At 73.2% G+C, this 15,636-nt stretch carries 12 protein-coding genes; 1 reads left to right on the top strand and 11 read right to left on the bottom strand.

Annotated features, from left to right (window positions below; all coding sequences use genetic code 11):
* Positions 1–165: 165 nt before the first annotated feature.
* Entirely contained in the window at positions 166–1,326 is a 1,161-nt protein-coding gene (locus ACFPZN_RS00655) for a glycosyltransferase family 4 protein (protein WP_378278985.1), read from the bottom strand.
* A 148-nt stretch (positions 1,327–1,474) separates the two neighbouring features.
* Positions 1,475–2,548: a DUF2207 domain-containing protein gene (locus ACFPZN_RS00660; protein WP_378278987.1), complete on the bottom strand. Its 1,074-nt coding sequence runs from the start codon at positions 2,546–2,548 to the stop codon at positions 1,475–1,477.
* 88 nt (positions 2,549–2,636) lie between these two features.
* Here ACFPZN_RS00660 and ACFPZN_RS00665 point away from each other — a divergent pair, with 88 nt between their 5' ends.
* Positions 2,637–4,595 (top strand): sensor histidine kinase, encoded by a 1,959-nt coding sequence (locus ACFPZN_RS00665; RefSeq protein WP_378278989.1) that lies wholly within the window; start codon positions 2,637–2,639, stop codon positions 4,593–4,595.
* A gap of 79 nt (positions 4,596–4,674) precedes the next feature.
* Here the strand turns inward: ACFPZN_RS00665 and ACFPZN_RS00670 are convergent, their stop codons facing one another.
* The 9 genes from ACFPZN_RS00670 to thrC all read right to left on the bottom strand — a co-directional run bounded on the left by ACFPZN_RS00670 (position 4,675) and on the right by thrC (position 15,483).
* Positions 4,675–5,502 carry an L-threonylcarbamoyladenylate synthase gene (locus ACFPZN_RS00670; protein WP_378278991.1) on the bottom strand — a complete coding sequence of 276 codons (828 nt, stop codon included), beginning with the start codon at positions 5,500–5,502 and terminating at the stop codon, positions 4,675–4,677.
* A gap of 256 nt (positions 5,503–5,758) precedes the next feature.
* Positions 5,759–6,619 carry a peptide chain release factor N(5)-glutamine methyltransferase gene (gene prmC, locus ACFPZN_RS00675; protein ID WP_378278994.1) on the bottom strand — a complete coding sequence of 287 codons (861 nt, stop codon included), beginning with the start codon at positions 6,617–6,619 and terminating at the stop codon, positions 5,759–5,761.
* Positions 6,616–7,698 (bottom strand): peptide chain release factor 1, encoded by a 1,083-nt coding sequence (prfA, locus tag ACFPZN_RS00680; RefSeq protein ID WP_378278996.1) that lies wholly within the window; start codon positions 7,696–7,698, stop codon positions 6,616–6,618. The genes prmC and prfA overlap by 4 nt, the downstream gene beginning before the upstream one ends.
* 160 nt (positions 7,699–7,858) lie before the next feature.
* Positions 7,859–8,080 (bottom strand): 50S ribosomal protein L31, encoded by a 222-nt coding sequence (gene rpmE / locus ACFPZN_RS00685; RefSeq protein WP_378278998.1) that lies wholly within the window; start codon positions 8,078–8,080, stop codon positions 7,859–7,861.
* 348 nt (positions 8,081–8,428) lie between these two features.
* Complete coding sequence (locus tag ACFPZN_RS00690; protein ID WP_378278999.1) at positions 8,429–9,082, bottom strand: response regulator transcription factor; 654 nt, start codon at positions 9,080–9,082, stop codon at positions 8,429–8,431.
* Positions 9,083–9,174: 92 nt separating this feature from the next.
* Positions 9,175–10,503: a sensor histidine kinase gene (locus ACFPZN_RS00695; RefSeq protein ID WP_378279001.1), complete on the bottom strand. Its 1,329-nt coding sequence runs from the start codon at positions 10,501–10,503 to the stop codon at positions 9,175–9,177.
* Between the two features lie 470 nt (positions 10,504–10,973).
* Positions 10,974–13,025, bottom strand: a complete 2,052-nt coding sequence (gene rho, locus ACFPZN_RS00700) for a transcription termination factor Rho (protein ID WP_378279002.1) — start codon at positions 13,023–13,025, stop codon at positions 10,974–10,976.
* A gap of 446 nt (positions 13,026–13,471) precedes the next feature.
* Positions 13,472–14,419 carry a homoserine kinase gene (thrB, locus tag ACFPZN_RS00705; protein WP_378279004.1) on the bottom strand — a complete coding sequence of 316 codons (948 nt, stop codon included), beginning with the start codon at positions 14,417–14,419 and terminating at the stop codon, positions 13,472–13,474.
* Positions 14,416–15,483 (bottom strand): threonine synthase, encoded by a 1,068-nt coding sequence (gene thrC / locus ACFPZN_RS00710; protein WP_378279006.1) that lies wholly within the window; start codon positions 15,481–15,483, stop codon positions 14,416–14,418. The genes thrB and thrC overlap by 4 nt, the downstream gene beginning before the upstream one ends.
* Between the last annotated feature and the right edge of the window lie 153 nt (positions 15,484–15,636).

Genomic DNA, 15,636 nt, shown 5'->3' on the forward strand with positions numbered 1-15,636 from the left:
GGCGGACAGACTGCGGCCCCAGGAGGGGCAGGTCAGAAGGCCGGCTCAGCGAAACGGGCTCACGGGGAAAACTCAACGGAAGGAACTCGACGGAGCGGGCTCAGACGGGCGGCTCAGACGGGCGGCTCGGCGCGGCGGCTCGGCGCGGCGGCTCGGCGCGGCGGATCAGACCGGCTCGCGGGTGCGGGGCGGGGCGGCCGGCTCGAGCGCGCGGGCCTCCGCGCGGCGGGCCGCCATCCGCGGCACCGCGATCATCGCGGCCAGCCCGGCGACCCCCACCACCCCGGTGACCGAGGCCACCAGCACCACCGAGTTGGTGAACGACAGCCCGACCAGGCTGGAGGCCAGCAGCGACACCCAGAAGTACATGATCAGCACCGCCCGGCGGTGCGAGTGGCCCAGCTCCAGCAGCCGGTGGTGCAGGTGCTGCTTGTCCGGCGCGAACGGGGAGCGGCCCTGGTTGGTGCGGCGCCACACCGCCAGCAGCATGTCCACGAACGGCACCGCCGCCACCGCCGGGACCAGCAGCAGCGGGACGTAGAAGGGGAACAGTCCGTAAACACCGATGAACTGGGGGTCGAACTGCCCGGTCAGCATGATCGTGGAGGCGCTGAGCAGCAGCCCGATCAGCATCGAGCCGGTGTCGCCCATGAAGATCCGGGCCGGGTTGAAGTTGTGCGGCAGGAACCCGGCGCACATCCCGACCAGCACCGCGGCGGTCAGCGTCGCGCCGGTCAGCGTGGTCAGCTTGTTGGTGTACGAGAGCAGATAGGCGTAGGAGAACAGGGCCAGCGCGGCGATCCCGACGACGCCCGCGGCCAGGCCGTCCAGGCCGTCGATGAAGTTCACCGCGTTGATGGTGGCGACCACGACGAAGACGGTCAGCGGCACCCCGTAGGCCGGGGGCAGCGACAGCGGCTCGCCGGTCGGCATCGGGAGCACGTAGAGCTGGATGCCCTGCATGATGAAGATCCCGGCCGCGGCGACCTGCCCGGCGAACTTGGTCAGGGCGTCCACGCCCCAGCGGTCGTCGGCGATCCCGACCAGGACGATCAGCCCGCCCGACAGCAGCAGCGCGTTGGTGATGCTGACGTCGCCGTTGGCCAGCACCTTGCGCATCTCCGGGAGGCCGGTGGCGACCACCAGCGCGGCGACCATGCCGCCGAACATCGCCAGCCCGCCCAGCCGCGGCGTCGGGATCACGTGCACGTCCCGGTCGCGGACCGCGGCCTGCGCGCCGAACCACACGGCGAACCTGCGCACGGCGGGGGTGAGCAGATAGGCGACGAGGGCGGCGATGAGAATGGTGAGCAGATATTCCCGCACGCCCCACGCCTCCTTTCACCGGTGCTCGCGCCGTCCCGGCGCCGCCTCGCGTGCCGTCACACGGGCGGCGGGCGGCCCTTTCCAGGGACCGCCCCGTCGGGGTAGGACGCGCGCCGCGGGCGATCGGTTCGCGGCCGCGGCGTATCGATCAACTGTAGTCCTCCCGCGGCGCGGTCGGCGCGGGTTCGGGACGGCGGGCGCGATGCGCCCCGGCGATCCCGGCCCCGACCAAGATCACGCCGAGGCCGGCGACGGAGAGGTCGCCCAGCGAGAACGCCCAGGGGCCGCGGGGCACCACGTCGTCGGCGACGTCGGCCAGGACGGCCAGCGCCCCGCCCGCGGCCAGCAGCCGGCCGGACCGCCGCCGCGGGAGCGGCCTCGGGAGCGGCCGCCCGCCCGCCGCGCGCGCGGCGACCAGCATGCCCGCGGCCAGCGCGACGCCGAGCACGGCGGTGCCCGCCCACGTCCCGTCCCAGCGGGGCGGGGCGTACTGGGGCGGTGGCGCGTTCACCGCCCCCTTGGGCAGCCGAACCCGGACCAGGACGCCCTCACGCGGGCGCAGGCCGCGCTGGGTGAAGCCGATCGCGTACGGGCCGTCGCGGTCGCGCAGGCAGCGGGTGCCCGCCGCGAGGGTGCCCGCGTGGCAGGACACCTTGCGCAGTGGAACCGGCGCCTGCACGCGCACCGCGACCTCGTCGATGGGCACGTCCCAGGAGCGGCCGATCGCGTCCCAGGCCAGCTCGGCGCGGCCCGCGCGCGGGGTGAACAGCCCGGCCATCTCGTACTCGATCACGTACGCCTGGCGTCCGGTGACCCGGTGGCCCTGGCCGCCCACGGTGATCCGCACGTCGTTCAGCAGCCGCAGCGTGCGCGCCCGGGCGGGGGCCCCGGTGGACGAGCTGGTCCGGATGTTGCGGACCTCGTAGAGCCGGTCGCCGCGGCGGTACGGGACGGGCCGCTCGATGCCGTGCTCGCCGCCCCGGTCGAAGTCGTAGGTGATCGTCTCGCGGACGTGCAGCACGCCCTGGCGGTCGATGGTCAGCACCACGTCGTAGGCCGGGATGCTCTCCACCGGACCGGGCTCGGGCCGCGCCGCCGCGGGCCCGGGCGGGGCCTCCGCCGGCGCCGATCCGGCCGCGGGCAGCGCCGGTCCGGCGGTCACCAGCGACCACAGGCCGACCGCGACCGCCAGCCCCCGGATCCGGCCACGCACGTCAGGCATGGTGTCACCGTTTCCGCACCGGACGCGCCGTAACGAGCCGTTTACTTCGGCGCGGGGCACCGCGCGGCGCCCTTTAAGGTCACTAAGTGTGCGGCAATGGGGGCGGATCGGGGTCACGGACGGGCGATGGCCCACCATCGCGGACTTCGCCGTGCCCGCCATCCTCGCCTTCGCCCAGATCGGCGGGACGTGGCTGCTCACGGCCGGCGTCGACCGGCCGGTGGAGCGCGAGCGGTGGATGGCGGCCGTCGCCGCCGTCCTGATCGGCAACTTCGCGCTGATCTGGCGCCGGGTCGCGCCCGTGACCGTGCTGGCGGTCACCGTCGTCGCCGGCGGCGCCGGGGCGCTGGCGATCGACTCCGAGGACGCCGTCGTCGGCGGGATCATCGACACCGTCGCGCTGTTCTCGGTGGCGGTGCACCGCGGCCGCCGCCACGCCATGCTCGGCTGCCTGGCCGCGCTGGCCGTCCTGACGCTGGTCATGGCCCCGGTGCGGCCCGGCGCGGCGCTGCTGACCAACGGGGTCCTGGACGTCGCGTCCTACGTGGCCGTCACCGCGCTCGGCCAGATCCGGCGGCAGCGCAAGGCCCGCCGCCGGGAGCTCACCGAACGGCTCGCCGCGGCCGAGCACGAGCGCCGCGACGCCGCCGCCGCCGAACGCGAGCGCCTGGCCCGCGACCTGCACGACGTGGCGGGCCACCACCTGAGCGCCGTGGTCGTCCACAGCACCGCCGCGTCCCGCCTGGACGACCCCGACCTGGCCGTGCGCGCGCTCACCGCCGCGGCCGACACCGGCCGCGACGTGCTCAAGGCGCTGAGCCGTCTGGTGGACGTCGTCGGCCCCGATTCCGGGGACGGCCGGCTGGAGACGCTTCTGCCTCCCCTCTGCCGCGGCCTGGTGCGCCTGGGCGTCCCTGTGACGCTCACAGTCGAGGCTCCGCGGCGGCTCCGACCCCAGGTGACCAACGCCGCGTACCGGATCGTCCAGGAGGCGCTCACGAACGCGATGCGGTACGCCCAGGGCGCCGCCGTGACCGTCGACATCGGCGGCGGCCCGGACGGGCTGGAGGTGGAGATCCGCAACGCCGCGCCGCCCGAGGAGATCCCCGCCCCGGCCCTGGGCGGCGGCCGCGGGATCGCCGGGATGCGGGAGCGGGCCGAGTCGCTCGGCGGCACCCTCACCGCCGGTCCGGACGGCTCCGGCGGCTGGACGGTCCGCGCCGTGCTGCCCACCTCGGCGCCCGCCGGGCGGCGCCGGATCGGCTGGCCGGAGGTGCTGGACCTGTCCACCATCGCGCTGTGCGCGGCGCTGCCCGTGCTGGTGGCCTTCGCACCGGCCGAAGGGATGCTGCTCGACTGGTCCCTGGGCGGGAGCGTGCTGGCCGTCGCGGCCGTCCTCGGCCGTTCGCTGCCGCTGTTGTGGCGGCGGCGCGCCCCCTACACGGTGCTGGCCGCGCTGACGGTGATCGACACGGTGTGGGCGGTGCTGGCCGGGCTCAGCGCCTCCGGCGAGATGCTGGGCATGCTGGCGCTCGCCTGCCCCACCACCATGGTCGCGGTGTCCTCGGTGGGCTGCTACGCCCGGCGCGGCACCGTGACCTGGCCCGCGCCCCTGGTCGCCGCACTGCCCTGGGGCGTCCTGTTCGGGATGCTGGGCGGGCTGGAGAACACGTCCGCGAGCGACGCCGACGCCATCCTGTTCGGGCTGGTCACGGGAGCGCTCTTCGCGACGCTGGTGCTGCTGCCGTTCTGGGCCTGGGGGCGGACGATCGCGGGACGCGGCGTGCAGTGGGAGGCCGACGCCCTGGAGACCGTGGCGGCGCGCACGGGCGAGGCCGTGCTCGCCGAACGGCACCGCGTGGCGATGGGGCTGCGCGGGACCGTCCTGGAGCACACGGCGCGGGTGGTGCACACCGCCGAGGCGGGACTGGCGGAGGCCGAGGCGGACGTACGGCAGGCGCTGGCGGACGTGGCCGAGCACGCGCGCGCGGCGCTCACCGACATGCGCGCCCTGCTGGACGCGATGCAGGATGACACCGCCACCTGAAAAGCGGAAATGTCATTTCCGGCGGAGACTGAGGCGTTCTGACCCGGTTTTCTGACTCGCGGGTAAAGGCCGGCCGGGGTCAGTCCTCTTTGCGGAGCGAAGGGCCGGGCTCGTCCTTTGTGAGCGACGTCTTACCGTTCACGTCCGCGGAAATCGCGTCCTTGTCCAGGCTCACGGCGCCGTCCTTGTCCAGGTCCACGGGGCCGTCCTTGTCCAGGCTCACGGGGCCGTCCTCGGCCGGGTCCGCGGCGCGCTCCTCGTCCTCGTCGGTCAGCAGCACGCCCACCACGGAACGGATCTTCTCCTCGGAGACCGCGCCCGCGCGCAGCAGCCGCGGGATCGACCCGGTCAGGTCGACGATCGTCGACGCCTCGGCATGCCCCGTCGGCCCGCCGTCCAGATACACCGACACCGCGTCGCCCAGCATCTTCTCCGCCTCGGCGAGGGTGCGCGCCGCCGGCTGCCCGCTGAGGTTGGCGCTGCTCACGGCCAGCGGACCCGTCTCCTTCAGCAGCTCCACCGCCAGCTCGTGCATCGGCATCCGCACCGCGACCGTGCCCTTGGTCTCGCCCAGGTCCCACAGGAGGTTCTGGTTGGCCCTGCAGACGAGCGTCAGAGCGCCGGGCCAGAACTCGTCGATGAGGTCCTGCCCGTAGGTGCCCAGGTCCTCCACGAGGGCCGTGGCGGCCCGTACGGAGCCCACCAGCACCGGCGGGGGCATCTCCCTGCCCCGGCCCTTGGCGTCCAGCAGCGCCGTCACCGCGGGCGGGGTGAACGCGTCGGCGCCGACGCCGTACACCGTGTCGGTCGGCAGCACGATCAACTCGCCCCGCCGCGCGGCCGAAACCGCCTCGGCGATGCCGCGGGTGCGCTCCATCGGCTCGGAGCAGTCATAACGTCGGCTCACGGTCGCTCCTTCTTATTGCAGGCGCGAGCTGCGCTCCTCGCCTGGCGGCTCGTCGCTTGTCGCGCCCGCGGCGATCGCTGCATCGCTCCGAACTCGCCTTGACGGCTCGCTTCGCGATCAGTTCCTCGCAGGCTCGGAACTGGCTTCGCACGCGATCGCAACGGTTGGGGTTGTTGCGGGTCTGGCAGGCCGCTTGCGGTTGGTGCACAACGGGTTCCATGCAGAGTCTAGGGCGGCATGGTCTCGGGCATGGTCTCTAGGGGACGCCCAGGCGGGCGGTGACGAAACGATCGCGGTTGGTCAGGTCCCGGCGGTTGCGCACATCGCGCCAGCCGTTCTCCTCCGCGAACACCCAGTAGACCGCGTTGCCCTGCAGATCGCTGTGCTCGACCGCCACGTACCCGCCCGGCCGCAGCAGCCGCCGCGCGGCGCGCTCCACCACGCGGATCGCGTCCAGGCCGTCGTCGCCGCCGCCCCACAGCGCGTCGGCCGGGTCGTGGTCGCGTACGTCGCGCGGCACGTACTCCCACTCGCTCATCGGGATGTACGGCGGATTGCTGATCACGAAGTCGACGGTGCCGTCCAGCTCGCCCAGCGCGGAGCCGAAGTCGCCCAGGTGCAGCCGCACCCGGCCGCGCTCGTCCAGCTCGTCGACGTTACGGGTGGCGTGCACGAACGCCGTCGGGTCCTTCTCCACCGCGTGCACCCGCGCCCGCGGCGCCTCCAGCGCGATCGACAGCGCGATCGCCGCCGACCCGGTGCCCAGGTCGACCACCAGCGGGTCCTGGACGTCCATGTCGCGCAGCGTCTCCAGCGTCCAGCCGACCATCACCTCGGTCTCCGGTCGCGGGACGAACACCCCCGGCCCCACCTTCAGCTCCAGGTAGCGGAAGAACGCCCGGCCCGTGATGTGCTGCAGCGGCTCCCCGGCCTCGCGGCGCGCCACGAACTCCCAGAACAGCGCGTCGAACGCGGCGTCGGGCACCTTGTGCAGCTCGGAGCGGTTCACCCCGTGCACCGCCGCGGCCAGCTCCTCGGCGTCGGCGCGGGGCGAGGCGGCCCCGGCGTCGGCCAGCCGCGCGGTGGCCCTGGCGACCTCGTCGAGCAGCAGGTTCATGGCGTCGGCTGCGCCTCCGACTGCTGCGCCTCCGCCAGCCGGCGCTCCATGTCGGCGTCCACCAGCGCCTGCGTCACGTTGTGCAGGTCGCCGTCGAGGACCTGGTCGAGGTTGTAGGCCTTGTAGCCCACCCGGTGGTCGGAGATGCGGTTCTCCGGATAGTTGTAGGTGCGCACCCGTTCGGAGCGGTCGACCGTGCGGACCTGGCTCTTGCGCTCGGCCGCCGCGGCGGCGTCGGCCTCCTCCTGCGCCATCGCCAGCAGCCGCGACCGCAGCACCCGCAGCGCCTGCTCCTTGTTCTGGAGCTGGCTCTTCTCGTTCTGGCACGACACCACCACACCGGACGGCTTGTGCGTGATCCGCACCGCCGAGTCGGTCGTGTTGACGCTCTGCCCGCCCGGCCCGGACGACCGGAAGACGTCGATCTCCAGGTCGTTCTGGTCGATGTGGACGTCGACCTCCTCGGCCTCCGGGGTGACCAGGACGCCCGCCGCGCTGGTGTGGATGCGGCCCTGCGACTCCGTCACCGGGACCCGCTGGACGCGGTGCACGCCGCCCTCGTACTTCAGGCGCGTCCACACGCCCTCCTCGGGCGTCCCCTTGGTCTTCACCGCGACCGTCACGTCCTTGTACCCGCCCAGGTCGGACGGGTGGGAGTCGAGGACCTCGGTCTTCCAGCCGGCGCGCTCGGCGTACCGCAGGTACATCCGCAGCAGGTCGCCGGCGAACAGCGCCGACTCCTCGCCGCCCTCACCGGCCTTGATCTCCAGGATGACGTCCTTGGAGTCGTTGGGGTCGCGCGGCACCAGCAGGTGCCGCAGCCGCTCCTCCAGCTCCTCCCGGCGCTTGTCCAGCTCGGTGGCCTCGGCGGCGAACGTCTCGTCCTCGGCGGCCAGCTCGCGGGCCGCCGCGAGGTCGTCCTCGGTGGCGGCCAGCTCCCGGCGGGTCTCGACGATCGGCCGCAGTTCGGCGTAGCGCTTGCCCAGCCGCCGCGCCAGGTTCTGGTCGGCGTGCACGGACGGGTCGGCGAGCCGGCCCTCGATGTCGGCGTATTCGCTGATCAGATCGTCGAGATTCACGGTGTGCCTTGTTCTGGCCGCCGGTCACGGCCGGTCCTGACCCGCTCCGGCCGGACGGCGCGGCGCACGGGTGACGTTCCAACGGCCCGGCACCCGTCGGCGCCGGGCCGGTGCTGCAACGCGGCCGGGCTCGCGCAGAGCCCGGCAGGCCCCGGAGGGCCTACTTGCCGCGGCCGCCCTTCTTGCCGAAGCGCTGCTCGAAGCGCGCCACCCGGCCGCCGGTGTCCAGGATCTTCTGCTTGCCCGTGTAGAACGGGTGGCAGTTGGAGCACACGTCGGCGTGGATCACGCCGTTCTCCGCGGTGCTGCGGGTCTCGAAGGTGTTGCCGCACGTACACGTCACGGTCGTGACGACGTAGTTCGGGTGGATGTCAGGCTTCACGGATTCTCCTCGCTTCTGGCGGTCGCCGGGCACTTCCCGGGCTCGCGCGGGGCGCGCGTGAAATGGGGGAAGCGTGAACCGGTACCGCAGCGGTTGCACTCCAAGTGTGCCAGATACACGAACGTGCCGAGGTCACCGGGCATTCCCAATCTCCCTCGCCCGCGCACCGCACCGAGGCCTGACCGCCCCGAACGCTGCGATCGCGTCCGAAGGCAGGTTCGAGCGGAGCGAGAAACTGATCGCGGAGCGAGCCGCCAGGCGAGTTCGGAGCGATGCAGCGATCGCCGCGTGCGCGACAAGCGACGAGCCGCCAGGCGAGGAGCGCAGCTCGCGAACGCAATGAACACGTCAGGCCTCGGCGCGGCCCAGGTAGGCCAGGACGGCCATCACCCTGCGGTGCCCGCCCTGCGCGGGCTGCAGGTTCAGCTTCATGAAGATGTTGGAGATGTGCTTCTCCACGGCGCCCTCGGTGACCACCAGGTCCGCCGCGATCGCCCCGTTCGACCGGCCCTGCGCCATCAGCCCCAGCACCTCGTGCTCGCGCGGCGTGAGCGCCTCCAGGGGGTCGCCGGTACGGCGCCGTCCCAGCAGCTGCCCGATCACCTCCGGGTCGATCACCGTGCCCCCGGCCGCGATCCGCCGGACCGCGTCGATGAACTCGGCGACCTCGGCCACCCGCTCCTTCAGCAGGTAGCCCACGCCCCTGGCGCCGCCGCCGATCAGATCGGTGGCGTACCGCTCCTCCACGTACTGGGACAGCACCAGGATCGGCGTCTCCGGCAGCCGCTCGCGCACCGCCAGCGCGGCCCGCAGCCCCTCGTCGGTGAACGACGGCGGCATCCGCACGTCCACGATCGCCAGATCGGGCCGGTGCTCGACCACGATGCCGAGCAGGCCCGGCCCGTCCCCCACCGTCGCCACGGTCTCGATCCCGGCGTCGGCCAGCAGCCGCACCAGCCCTTCCCGCAGCAGCACCGAATCCTCGGCGATCACGACGCGCATCCCCCCATTATCGGGCGCCGCGCCCACCGCCGCGCCCGCTCGGGGAGACCCGCGAGATCCCGGCCACCGGGATCTCGCGGACGGGCGTCCCGCTACCAGGTGCAGGGCAGGTCGGCGCGCAGCACGGTCGGACCGCCGGGCGGGCTGTCGACCACCAGCATCCCGTCGATCGTCGCGGCCCGGTCCGCCAGCCCCGCCAGCCCCCCGTTCGGACGGGCGACCGCGCCGCCCACCCCGTTGTCGGCCACCTCGACCACCACCCAGGAGTCCTCACGGGCCACCCGCACGGTGGCACGGGTGGCACGCGCGTACTTGGCGATGTTGGCCAGCGCCTCCGCCACGATGAAGTACGCGATGCTCTCCACCGCGGCCGGCGGACGCTCCGGCAGATCCACCTCCACCTCGACCGGCACCGCCGCCCGCCCCGCCAGCCCCGACAGCGCCGGGTCGAGCCCGCGGTCGGTCAGGATCGCCGGGTAAATGCCCCGGGCCAGGTCGCGCAGCTCGGAGATCGCCTCCTTGGTGCCCGCGTGCGCCTGCTCGATCAGCGCGCGGGCGCCCTCCGGGTCCTCGTCCAGCTTCGCCCGCGCCCGGCCGATGTCCATCGCGACCGCCAGCAGCCGCTGCTGCGCCCCGTCATGCAGGTCGCGCTCGATCCGGCGCCGCTCGAACTCGGCCGCGTCCACCCCGCGGGCCCGGCTCGCCCGCAGGTACGCCGTCCGCTCCCGCAGCTCCAGGTTCTCCTCCTGCGAACGGCTCGGACCGAGCAGCGCCCGCGCCACCAGCGCGTGCCCGACCGCCAGCGTCCGCGTCACGTACAGCGCGATCACCAGCAGGAAGACCCCGACCACCGTGCCGGGCAGCGCGGCCACCGCGTTGCCCGCCCAGAACGACACGAACCCCAGGCCGACCTCGACCCCGTCCGACTCCTGCGCGATCAGCGGCAGCGCCAGGAACGTCCCGGCCGCCGTCCAGATCATCACCGACACCGCGAACTCCACCAGCGCCAGCGGAAACCGCAGGAAGAGGTAGACCAGGTCCTTCCACGTCGCCGGGTCCTGGGCCATCGCCTTCAGCTTCGACAGCGGGTTGCGGCCCTCCGGCAGCTCCCGGTACGGGCTCCGGATCCGCACCCCGAACGCCCGCTCCGCCAGCACCCGCTCCACAACCGCCGCGAACCGCCACCCGATCATCATCAGCACCAGCATCGGGATGCCGACCCAGATGAGCGACAGCGCGGCCGACAGCGTCAGCCCCACCGTCAGGAAGATGAACCAGCCCAGCCCGAAGGCCAGGCTCGTCACCATGTAGAGGGCCGATGACCAGATCGTCCACGACCTGGCCATCGCCATCGGGCGCCATGACCCGCTCACGATCGTCGCCCGGCCCCGCGCGGCGGCGGTGCTGCTCAGCTCGCCCACATCGTCCCTCCATGCCCGGTCCACCGTACGACCCCAGCCTGCCGGTCGAACCCGCCCCCGACCATGGTGCCCTCCAGCCGCTCCCTGGTAGGGCTAGCCCTACCTGTTGCATGCGCGAGCTGCGCTCCTCGCCTGGCGGCTCGTCGCTTGTCGCGCCTGCGGCGATCGCTGCATCGCTCCGAACTCGCCTTGACGGCTCGCTCCGCGATCAGGTTCTCGCTCCGCTCGAACCTGCCTCCGGACGCGATCGCAACGCTTGAGGCCACCACGGGGCCAGGGCAACGAGCCAAGGTCGTCCCCACCGCTCGAAACTGCCTTTGGGCGCGGTGGCGACGCTTGTGGCAGGCGTGGTCGGGCACGGAAAAGCCCGGCCCCGTGCTGGTGGCGTGGGGCCGGGCTCATCTCAAGCGCCGCTTACGGCCTCGCTCCTCGTTCGGTGGCGCGTTCCCGGACGCGCCGCCTCCGGGGGCTCAGCGGTCGTCGGACACCGTGGTCTTCTGGACCTGGAGGAGGAACTCGGCGTTGGACTTGGTCTCCTTCATCTTCTCGATGAGCAGCTCCAGCGCCTGCTGCGTGTCGAGCGCGTGCAGCACCCGGCGCAGCTGCCAGACGACGCGCAGCTCCTCCGGCGCCATCAGGATCTCCTCCTTGCGGGTGCTGGACTGGTCGACGTCCACCGCCGGGAAGATCCGCTTGTCGGCCAGGCTCCGGTTGAGCTTGAGCTCCATGTTGCCGGTGCCCTTGAACTCCTCGAAGATGACCTCGTCCATCCGGGACCCGGTCTCCACCAGCGCGGTGGCGAGGATGGTCAGCGAGCCGCCGTTCTCGATGTTGCGGGCCGCGCCGAAGAACCGCTTGGGCGGGTACAGCGCGGTCGAGTCGACACCACCGGACAGGATCCGCCCGGACGCCGGGGCGGCCAGGTTGTACGCCCGGCCCAGGCGGGTGATCGAGTCGAGCAGCACGACCACGTCGTGGCCCAGCTCCACCAGCCGCTTGGCCCGCTCGATCGCCAGCTCGGCGACCGTGGTGTGGTCCTCGGCGGGACGGTCGAAGGTCGAGTGGATGACCTCGCCCTTCACCGTCCGCTGCATGTCGGTGACCTCTTCGGGACGCTCGTCCACCAGGACGACCATCAGGTGGCACTCGGGGTTGTTCTTGGTGATCGCGTTGGCGATCGCCTGCAGCACCATCGTCTTGCCGGCCTTGGGCGGCGACACGATCAGGCCGCGCTGCCCCTTGCCGATCGGCGACACCAGGTCGATGATCCGCGTGGTGAGGATCCCCGGGTCCGACTCCAGCCGCAGCCGCTCCTGCGGGTACAGCGGGGTCAGCTTGCTGAAGTCGACGCGGCCCTTGGCCTGCTCGGGCTCCATCCCGTTGACGGTGTCGAGCCGCACCAGCGCGTTGAACTTCTCCCGCCGCTCGCCCTCCCGGGCCTGGCGGACCGCACCGGTGATGACGTCGCCCTTGCGCAGGCCGTTCTTGCGGACCTGCGCCAGCGAGACGTACACGTCGTTGGGCCCGGGCAGGTAGCCGGTGGTGCGCACGAACGCGTAGTTGTCGAGGATGTCGAGGATGCCCGCGACCGGGATCAGGACGTCGTCCTCGGAGATCACCGGCTCCTCGTAGCGCTCGCGGCCGCCGCGGCCCCGGTTGCGCTCACGGAACCGGCGCCCGCGCCGGCCCCTGCCGCCGCCGTCCTCGTCGTCGGCCTGGCCGCCGCCGCCCTGGCCCTGACCCTGGCCCTGGCCGCCGCGCTGCCGGCCACCGTCCCGGCCGCCATCGCGGTCGCGGTCCCGGCCGCCGTCGCGACCGCCCTGGTCACGGCCCTCGCCACGCTCCCGGCCCTCGCCGCGCTCCCGGCCACGGCCGCGCTGCCGGCCCTCGCGGCCGCCGTCACGGCCGTCGCGGCCGCCCTGGGCCTCGCCGTCGTCGCCGTCCCGGCCGCCCTGCTGCCGTTCGCCCCGCTCCCCGCGCTCACCCCGGTCGCCGCGCCGCTCCTGGCGGTCGGTGCCCTTGTCGGTCTTCTCCGCCTTGCCGTCGGCCTGGCCGTCTCCCTGGGACTCGCCCTTGGCCTCGCCGCGCCCCTGGTCGGCGGCCTTCTCCGCGGTCTTGGCGGCCGGCGCCTTCTCGGCGGCCGGCTGCTCGGCCGCGGCCTCGGCGATCGTCACCTGGCCCTCGGCCTGCTCCGCGCGCTTGGCGGCGGTCGTACGGGTACGGCGCGGGCGCTCGGCCTTCACCGCGCCAGCGGCTCCCTGCTCGCTCCCCGCCGAGCCCTGGCCCTCGCCACCGCCCTGCTTCTCCTGAATGGCGGCGATGAGCTGGCTCTTGCGCATCCCGGTCACACCGGTGATGCCGAGCTGGGACGCGAGCGCCTTGAGCTCGGGCAGCACCATGGCCGAAAGGCCGGTGCCCGTCCGGCGGCGCCGGGGGGTGGCACGCGGGGCACCGTCGGCCGCGGCCTCGGCGGCGGGTGCCGTGCTGGAGGCGTCCGTAAGGAGTTCGCTGGATTCGCTCACTAAGGGTCCTTCCCAGGGAGCGGGCGTAGGCCGGCGATCGGCCAGGCAACCCGGTAGTGCGGCCCGGCGGGGGCGCCGAGTCGGGCTCCGCGGCCCGCGGTGGTACCGCGTGCCGCGATTTCTGGGCACAGCCAGATGGTGGTCGGGACGATTCGCTCGTGCGGGTTCCCCGTACCGCCACGTCCGAAGTTGGTTCGCTGGAACGCCTGACATCGGGATGTCACGGTGTCGGGAAGCCTAGTACGCGGGACCGACACGGCCGGAGGGCCGGACAGGCGACGCGCGGCTGACGAGCACACGGCCCCGAACGGGGCATCTGGTGCGGCAATCAGCCTAACATCACCAGGGCGCACTGCTATTCCCCAGAGGTCGATGTCTTCGCATTTTACTAGCCGGATCATTGCACCCGGCCGGTCCTGCGGCCCCCGGCCCACCCCGCGCGAAGGTCAAGGCCGGACGCTGGAACCGCCGTGCCGAACGCAGGCACCTTGGGGGGCGACGTTCAGCGGGTGTATGTGCCAGCCATTACCCACTTCCGCGCACATCGAATCAACTTGTGCGGCGGTTGTGAAGACCAGGACAGTAGGACCTGCCCCGGAAATGACCGCCGGGACGCCCTTCGCGCGCAGCCGCGCGACGAGCTCGGCGGATTCGGGCATCGCCGGGGCGCGGTGGTCCTGGTGAAGCCGGTCCTCGGTGGCCTCCAGCAGCACGTCCTGCCCGAGCCCCTGCGAGAGCGCCGCGATCAGCAGCGCCGCACGTCCGGCGTTGGCGGCCGCGTCCCCGTGCGGGACGGTCTCGGGCAGCAGCCCGCGGGCCCGCTCCGTCGCCAGCCGCTGCTCGGGCACCAGCGCCGTGACCTCGCCCAACTTGGGGTCCAGCCGTACCGAACGGGGGCCCTGGGCGCCCGTCCAGGCGATCGTGAGCCCGCCCGCCAGGCACGGCGCCACGTTGTCGGGATGGCCCTCGATCTCGGTGGCCAGCCGCAGCGCCGCCGCGTCGTCCAGCCGGTGCCCCTCGGGATGCAGATGCCGCGCCGCGACGATCCCCGCCACGATCGCGGCCGAGGACGACCCGAGCCCCCGGCTGTGCGGGATCCGGTTGACACACCGCAGCCGCAACCCCGGCGGCCGGCCGAGATCGGCCCCGCCCAGGCCGTTGAGCATGTCGAACGCGCGCCCCAGCACGCTCACGATCAGATGCCGCTCGCCCCGGTCGGCGACCTCGGCGCCCTCGCCCTCCACCTCGATGGCCAGCCCGCCGCCGGTCACCGCGACCTCGACCTCGTCGTACAGCGTCAGCGCCAGCCCGAGCGAGTCGAAACCGGGCCCCAGGTTGGCGCTGGTGGCCGGAGCCCGCACCAGGACGGGCGCGGACGCCCAGGATGCCGTCACGCCAGGCCCAGGGCGGACGCCGCGGCGTGCGCGTCGACCTTGACGGTGGTGGGCGCGGGCGCGCCGGAGATCGCCCAGTCGGGGTCCTTGAGGCCGTTGCCGGTCACCGTGCAGACAACCTTTGAACCCCGCTCGACCACGCCCTGCTCGGACGCCTGCAGCAGCCCGGCCACACTCGCGGCCGACGCGGGCTCGACGAACACGCCCTCCTCGGCCGCCAGCAGCCGGTACGCGCGCAGGATCTGCCGGTCGGTCACCGAGTCGATCGCGCCGCCGGACTCGTCCCGCGCCGCGATCGCCAGATCCCAGGAGGCCGGGTTGCCGATCCGGATCGCGGTGGCGATCGTCTGCGGCTTCAGCACCGGCTCGCCCTTGACGAACGGCGCCGCCCCGCTGGCCTGGAAACCCAGCATCCGCGGCGTCGCGGACGAGACCTTGTCGGCCGCGTACTCCTTGTAGCCCATCCAGTAGGCCGAGATGTTGCCGGCGTTGCCGACCGGCAGGCAGTGCACGTCGGGGGCGTCGCCGAGCGCGTCCACGATCTCGAACGCGGCCGTCTTCTGCCCCTGCAGCCGGTACTTGTTGACCGAGTTGACCAGGGCCACCGGGTAGTCCACCGACAGCTTGCGGGCCAGTTCCAGGCAGTCGTCGAAGTTGCCGTCCACCTGGAGCAGCCGGGCGCCGTGCACCAGCGCCTGCGCCAGCTTGCCCATCGCGATCTTGCCCTGCGGCACCAGCACGGCGCAGGTCATCCCGGCCCGTACCGCGTAGGCGGCGGCCGAGGCCGAGGTGTTGCCGGTGGAGGCGCAGATCACCGCCTTGGCGCCGTCCTCGGCGGCCTTGCTGATCGCCATCGTCATCCCGCGGTCCTTGAACGACCCCGTCGGGTTGGCGCCCTCGACCTTGAGGTACACCTCGCAGCCGGTGAGCTCGGACACCCTGAGCGCCGGCACCAGCGGCGTCCCGCCCTCCAGCAGGGTGACGACCGGAGTCCCGTCCGTCACCGGAAGGCGGTCGCGGTACTCCTCGATGAGGCCGCGCCAGGCGCGGGCGGTCGCGTTCACGTCGATCTCCTCAGATGACCTGCGGTGTTGCGCAAAGTCTAGGGCCCCCGCCCCACCCCCCGCGGCACACCGCACCCCCTGTGGGCCCTCCCACACTCCCCCCGAGCAACATCTCGCACGCCACTACGGAAGCCACATCCCGCACGGGGACCG

The sequence above is a fragment of the Actinomadura rugatobispora genome (assembly GCF_042656285.1).
GTDB classification, from domain to species: Bacteria; Actinomycetota; Actinomycetes; order Streptosporangiales; family Streptosporangiaceae; genus Spirillospora; species Spirillospora rugatobispora.